The following is a 6,415-nucleotide window of genomic DNA, read 5'->3' as shown; positions in this document are numbered from 1 at the left end:
GTTCCTGCACGAGGGCGACGCGGACCGGATCGCCGCCAACTACGCGGCGCGCGAACCGGCGAGCGGCGACCAGACGGGGCGCGCCGAGGTCGGTGCCCGGTACTCGCACTGGCTCGCCGACGAGGCCCGCCGGTTCGCGCTCCCGGTGGTCGACTGCCGCCCGTGGAGCACCCTCGCCGACCGCCTGGACGCGGCCCTGGACGCGACCCTGGACGCGGCTCCGGACACCGCGGCGACCAACGGGACCGGCGTACTGTCGCGGGAGACGCCGTAGCTCGCGCAGTCCGCCGTGGTCCGGAGGGCACCGCTCGTCCTGGCATGATCGCCGTATGAACGACCGAATCATTGCCGCCTGTGACGGGGCGGCCAAGGGAAACCCGGGCCCGGCGGCCTGGGCCTACGTGGTGGCGGACAGCGCCGGGGTGCCGCAGCGCTGGCAGGCCGGACCGTTGGGGCACAGCACCAACAACGTGGGCGAACTCACCGCGCTGGAGCGGTTGCTGGCCGCCACGGACGCCGCTGTGCCGCTGGAGGTCCGGCTGGACAGCACCTACACCCGTGATTCGGTCACCAAGTGGCTGAAGGGCTGGAAGCGCAACGGCTGGAAGACCGCCGCGGGCAAGCCGGTCGCCAACCAGGAGCTGATCCAGCGGATCGACGAGCTGCTGGACGGGCGGGACGTCACCTTCGTCTATGTGCCCGCCCACCAGGTGGACGGCGATCCTCTGAACGCCGTGGCCGACAAGGCCGCCAGTGACGCCGCCCGCACCCAGGAGGCCGCCGGCGGGACGGCCGCCGACCTCCCCGTGCCGGAGCCGCGAGCAGCCCCGCCCGCGGGGGAGCCTCCCGCAGCGGCGCGGCCCGAAGCGGCGCCCGAAGCACGGGTGCCGCCTCCCCGGCCGCGGCGAAGCGCCGCTCCTCGGGCGGCGCTCCGACGCTGTCCGCGCGCTTCCCCGGTACCTGCCCCTGCTCGCGGCCCTACGCCAAGGGGGACAAGATCACCAAGGTGGGCGGCAGTTGGGGCCACCCCGAGTGCGCGACGGCCGCGCAGGACTGAACTCCCGCGCCCGGGCCGCTCGGGCCGCCCGAGCGGCCCGGGCGCCTCAGGCGGCGGCGTCCGTCCGCCGCTCCGCGCGGCGGGCCCTGAGCCAGCCGAGGGCGGCGGCCAGGCCGAACATGCCGCCGACGCCGATCTTCACGGCGCCCTTGGCGACCAGCCAACCGAGGCCGGGAGCCGTCCACCCCAGCCCGTGCAGCACGAGCAGCAGCACCAGCACGCCGCAGAACGCGGCGAACACGGTGACCAGCACGGCCGGGCCGGTCGACAGTTCGCGCTCCTCCGGCTCCGGACCGCGGTCCTCGGTCGACAGCTTCTGGGCCTCCGGCGCCGGGTCGTTCGTTCCCCCAGTGTTCATGGGGCGAGTCTAACGACGGGGCCGACCCGTCCGGTCCCCGCCGATCGGCCCCTCCCGCTCGGCCTCCCGCTCGGTCTCCCAGGCGGAATCCCCCGGCTTCAGCGCCGGGCGTGGTGAGTGTCCCCGGAGTGCTCGCCGGTCTCCTGGTCGGGGAAGCTGACGGCGAGGGTGACCCGGTACTCGAACACGTCGTCGCGATGGCCGGGGACGCGCGCCCAGGCCAGCGAGTGCACCTCGGCCTCCGGTGCCTGCCGGCACCAGGCGGCGGCCTCCTCCAGCGCGCGGGCCGCCGACCGCCCGGTACACACCACCGCGGTGTACGCGGCCACCGCGAGGTCCCCTCCGCTCCGACCGCCCCGGGACGCGGCCCGGACGGCGGCGGCCGCATGGGTGAGGTCACGGGCGAGGTCGTCGACGACTCTGGGCGGCGCGGGCAGCGCGGCCGGGGCCTCGACCACGGTCTCCGGCAGGTTGGTGCTCATTGTCAGGGCCTCCGTCCCTCAGGTGTCCCACTGGTCGCGCGACCCGCCCCGTCCCGGGATCCGCCTGATCACGGGCTCAGGATGCCGGGCCGCCGTTCCTGGCATGACCACTTTCACCAGAACGTCACCCGTCCGGGGAAGACGCCCTCCGGTCCTCGACAGCGACCCGACCGCACTGGTATGGAAGGGTTCCGCATCCGGCCAGGTCAGTCGGTCGGCCGAGGGCGCCGCCGGGAGCCCGGCCGCACGTGCGCGTACCACCCCCGTGCCCCGGACCGCCGTTCCGGCCTCCGGAGGCGCCGGCTCCGCGCCGTGACCGGGTTGTCCAACTCCCGTAGCAGGAACGGGAAATATCAGCTCCTTCCCGGCCGTAGGATCCTGCCACCACGCAGTCCGCCGCACCGGTGGACGACCATCGGAGGGGGTTCCATGGACCGCAGGACACCGATCACGTCCGGCCGCCGGTACACCTGGCTGCCGGCGCTGGCCCTCGTGGCCGTCGCAGTGGCCGGCTGCTCGTCCTCGGGCGGCGGATCCACCGCGGCCTCCGCGCCGCCGAGCACCGCCGGCACCGCCACGGCCCCCGGAACCGGCACCGGCACCGGCACCGCGAGCAGCCCGACGTCCACCGCCCCGACCCCCGCCGCACCGCCCTCGGCCACATCCACACCCACGACCGCGCCCACGACCGCCACCACCCCGGCCGGCACCGGCAAGCGCCCCGCGGACGCCTGCACCCTCCTCACCTCCCCGCAGGTGATCGCCGCCGTCGGGACCGCCGGACCGTTCAACGGCACCCACTTCGACCCGGTGGACGGCAAGCCGGTCTGGGGCTGCACCTGGGGCTCCCGGCAGTCCTACGCCGACATCCGGGAGACCTCCCCCTCGAACCTCGCCGCGCTGAAGACCAACCCGGAGTTCACCGTCACCCCGCTCCCGGGCGTCGGTCAGGAGGCGTACCTGGTCCAGCGCAAGGACGGCTTCCGGCCGGAGGTGTACTTCGTCGCCGCCGACGGCCGCGCCTACTCCGTCGAGGTGGTCAAGGACCGGGGCCCGAACGACGATGCCAACGCCCCGGCCGAGGCGGCGGCCGCGAGCGGGCTGGCACTGGCCCTGTCCAAGCTGGTCTAGCAGGCGTCCGGGGCCAGCGGGACCGAACCGCCGGCCCTCCCGCGGTCTACTCAGTTCGGGTGAAGGTCCGTCCACCGACCGATGCGGCGAGCACCCCGCGCCATAGTCTCGGCGACGGACCGTCACCGTCACCACCCGGATGTCCACGGTCCGTTCGCAGCCGCGGGAACGCGTCGATCCGGAAGGGCCATCGGCACCATGACACATACCTCGGACGGGCACGAAGCGACGACCGGCGGACCCTCCCGCCGCGAGCTCCTGAGGATCGGCCTCGGGGTCGCGGTGGGAGCGGGGGCGATCGGTTCGGGCGGCCCGGCGGCGGTCGCCAACGGCCCGTACGACCCGACCAGCCCGACGATCACGGTCAAGGTGAAGAACCTCAGCGGCCCGGCCGAGACCGGCCCGTTCTCGGCGCCGTGGACGGATCTCGGCATTCCCGTCCGCTGCCCCGACGGCACCATGCTCTTCGTGTGCGGCGACACCTTCGGCGGCGACCGGGTCGGCGCGCCCGACTGGAACGCCCCGGTCGGCCTGCGTTCCAGCAGCGCGGACCCCCGCAACCTGCGCATCGACGGCGTCGTCCGCGGTGCCCACGGCATCAGCCTCGTCGACGAGCCGCACAACCCGGTCGGCGAAGGCTTCACCACGGCGATCCCGTCCGACGCCTTCGTCGTCGACGGGGTGATGTACATGCACCTCATGCGCGGCGTCCTCTACGACACCCACCACACCGACTTCTGGCGCTCCACCGACAACGGCCAGACCTGGGAGTACCTCTGCCAGTGGCCGGGGGACCTGCACGGCGGACAGTTCCAGCAGAAGACCTACGCCGTGGCCGACGACGGCTACTGCTACGTCCTGTCCACGGTCTTCAACCGTGACGTGCAGTCGGGCATGCTGCTGCACCGGGTGCGGCAGGACCGCCTCGGCGAGCCGGACGCCTACGAGCCGTGGGGTTTCGCGGACGGCGGCTGGCGGTGGAACGCCCCCGCCCCGACGACGGTGTTCGGCACCCGCAGGTGGGGCGAGCTGTGCTTCCGCGCCATGGACGGCAAGTACGTCCTCACCTGGCTCAACATGGATCCGCTGTCGATCAGGGCGATGGTCTTCCCGCTCCCGACCTCCGACCTGACCAGGACGCTGGAACAGACCATGATCCTCCCCGGCAACCCGGGCCAGGAGATCGGAAACCTGGTCGCCGCCCCGTACGGCGGCTTCGTCGTCCCCGGCTCCACGTTCGGCGACTTCCACATCGTCGTCAGCCAGTGGTACGACCCGACGAACTACCGAATCATGCAGTACCGCAGCGCCCTGCTGTCCTGACCGCCACCGGATCCCGGCCGGGGGCGCCGCCGCCCGGCGCAGTGCGTTCCCCCCGGGGCGTGAACGGGGCGGGCTCCGGGGTTCGGGCGGATGCGGGTACGGCGCGGGCGTTCTCAGAATGACGCCACGGCGCCGTAGCCGTACTCCCCCGACAGCCAAGGCGGATCGCATGAGCCGATCTCACCCACCCGCCCACTCCACCGGACCGCAGCCCACCGGGCCGCACCCCGAGCCGATGTCCCCGGGCCCGATACCCCCGGGTCCGATATCCCGGGGTCCGGCGCCCAAGGGCTCGACGTCCCGGGGTCCGACCTCCCCGCCACCCGGCCCCGCGGCGCCGCCGGCGGGCCCCCGGCGGAGGCGCAGCGGGGCGGCCCTGCTCTCCGGCTTCGCGCTGCTCGCCCCGGCCCTCGCCGCCGGCGCGCTCGGCGGCGCGGCCCCCGCCCGGGCCGACAGCCCGACCGTCTCGGTCAACACCATGCGCACCGCCTGGGACGCCAACGAACCCGGCCTCGCGCCCGCCAAGGTGTCCGGCTCCGACTTCGGACGCCGCTGGTCGACAGCCGTCGACGGCGCGGTGTACGCCCAACCGCTGGTGGCCGGTTCGACCGTGGTGGTCGCGACCGCGACCAACCACGTCTACGGCGTCAACGCGGCCGACGGGAAGATCCTCTGGCAGCGCGCGCTCGGCACCCCGGTGGCATCCTCCACCGCCTGCCTCTCCCCGGGTACCGGCATCATCTCGACCCCGGTCTACGACAAGGCGACCAAGACGGTCTACCTGGTGAGCAAGTCCAGCGAGGGCGGCGCGCACTTCTCGGTGCACGCCCTGGACGCCACCACGGGCGCCTCGCGCAGCGGCTGGCCGGTCACCGTCGCGGGCTCGCCGGTGAACAGTCCCGGAGTGCCGTTCAACGCCAACACCTCCGCCCAGCGGGCCGGACTGCTGCTGCTCGACGGCGCGGTCTACTTCGGCTTCGCCTCGGACTGCGGGGTCGGCACGTACGTCGGCACGGTCGCGGGCGTCAACACCAACACCCGCAAGCTGACCCTCTGGTCCACCGAGTCCGGCTCCGCCTCGCAGAACGCGGGTGTCTGGATGAGCGGCGGCGGCCTGGTCTCGGACGGCTCCGGGCGGATCTTCATCGCGACCGGCAACGGCGCGGGCGAGGGGTCCTCCCCGCTCAAGGGCCCGGGTGACAAGCCCGGCGGCCACTTCGCCGAGTCCGTCGTCCGGCTGGGCGTCAACAGCGACGGCAGCCTCGCCCCGCGGGACTTCTTCAGCCCCACCAACAACCGCGAGATGGACCACGGCGACGTGGACCTCGGCTCCGGCGGCCCGGTCGCCCTGCCGTCCGGTTTCGGCAACGCCGCGCACCCTCACCTCATGGTGCAGGTCGGCAAGGACGGGCGGATCTTCCTGCTCGACCGGGACCGGCTCGGCGGCATGGGCCAGGGCCCCAACGGCACGGACGGCGTGGTCGGCACCACCGGCCCGTTCAAGGGCGTCTGGGGCCACGCCGGCGTCTGGGGCGGCGACGGCGGCTATGTCTACCTGGTCGAGAACTACGGCTCGCTGCGCGCCCTCAAGTACTCGGTGAACAGTGCCGGGAACCCCCAGCTGACCAGTGCCGCGACCAGCCCCGAGGGCTTCGGCTACGCCTCCGGCTCCCCCGTCGTCACCTCCAACGGGACGGCGGCCGGCTCGGCCCTGGTGTGGTCGGTCTACTCGGGCACCGGACCGGGCGGCCAGAACGGCGAACTGCGGGTCTACGACGCGCTTCCGGTCAACGGCTCGCTCAAGCTGCGGCGCAGCTTCGCGCTCGGCACGGTGACCAGGTTCTCCGTCCCGGCCACGGACGGCGGGCGGGTGTTCGTCGGCACCAAGGACGGCCACCTGGTGGCCTTCGGCCGGTCCACCTGAGCCGGTCCTGCCCGAGAGCCGGTTCACTTGGGCCGGTCCACCTGAGCCGGTCCGTCCGAACTCGACGCGCCCGGCACACCCCTTCCGGAACACACCGCCGCACCCCGGCACATCCCGCCCCGAACCACTCCGTCCCGCCC

The 6,415-nt window shown here is 73.8% G+C and carries 5 protein-coding genes and 2 pseudogenes; 5 read left to right on the top strand and 2 right to left on the bottom strand.

The annotated features are described in order from the left end of the window. Positions 1 to 274: pseudogene (locus VR45_RS28030) on the top strand (hypothetical protein); the annotation flags it as partial. Between the two features lie 55 nt (positions 275 to 329). After that, a pseudogene (locus VR45_RS44535) lies at positions 330 to 1,057 on the top strand (ribonuclease H). 46 nt (positions 1,058 to 1,103) lie between these two features. Here the strand turns inward: VR45_RS44535 and VR45_RS42745 are convergent. Next, complete coding sequence (locus VR45_RS42745; protein ID WP_052709432.1) at positions 1,104 to 1,415, bottom strand: hypothetical protein; 312 nt, start codon at positions 1,413 to 1,415, stop codon at positions 1,104 to 1,106. 98 nt (positions 1,416 to 1,513) lie between these two features. Beyond that, on the bottom strand, positions 1,514 to 1,897 hold the full coding sequence (locus VR45_RS28020; RefSeq protein ID WP_045942639.1) for a hypothetical protein: 384 nt from the start codon (positions 1,895 to 1,897) through the stop codon (positions 1,514 to 1,516). Positions 1,898 to 2,326: 429 nt separating this feature from the next. Here VR45_RS28020 and VR45_RS28015 point away from each other — a divergent pair, with 429 nt between their 5' ends. From VR45_RS28015 to VR45_RS28005, 3 genes are all read left to right on the top strand, one after another. Further along, positions 2,327 to 3,028: a hypothetical protein gene (locus tag VR45_RS28015; RefSeq protein WP_045942638.1), complete on the top strand. Its 702-nt coding sequence runs from the start codon at positions 2,327 to 2,329 to the stop codon at positions 3,026 to 3,028. Positions 3,029 to 3,226: 198 nt separating this feature from the next. Next, on the top strand, positions 3,227 to 4,351 hold the full coding sequence (locus VR45_RS28010; protein WP_045942637.1) for a DUF4185 domain-containing protein: 1,125 nt from the start codon (positions 3,227 to 3,229) through the stop codon (positions 4,349 to 4,351). A gap of 169 nt (positions 4,352 to 4,520) precedes the next feature. Beyond that, the gene (locus tag VR45_RS28005) at positions 4,521 to 6,275 is read left to right on the top strand and encodes a PQQ-binding-like beta-propeller repeat protein (protein WP_159394378.1); all 1,755 of its coding nucleotides are present in this window, start codon (positions 4,521 to 4,523) and stop codon (positions 6,273 to 6,275) included. Positions 6,276 to 6,415: the final 140 nt, after the last annotated feature.

The sequence above is a fragment of the Streptomyces sp. NRRL S-495 genome, from assembly GCF_000966955.1.
GTDB classification, from domain to species: Bacteria; Actinomycetota; Actinomycetes; order Streptomycetales; family Streptomycetaceae; genus Kitasatospora; species Kitasatospora purpeofusca.
This window is presented reverse-complemented; position numbering and strand designations above follow the sequence as displayed.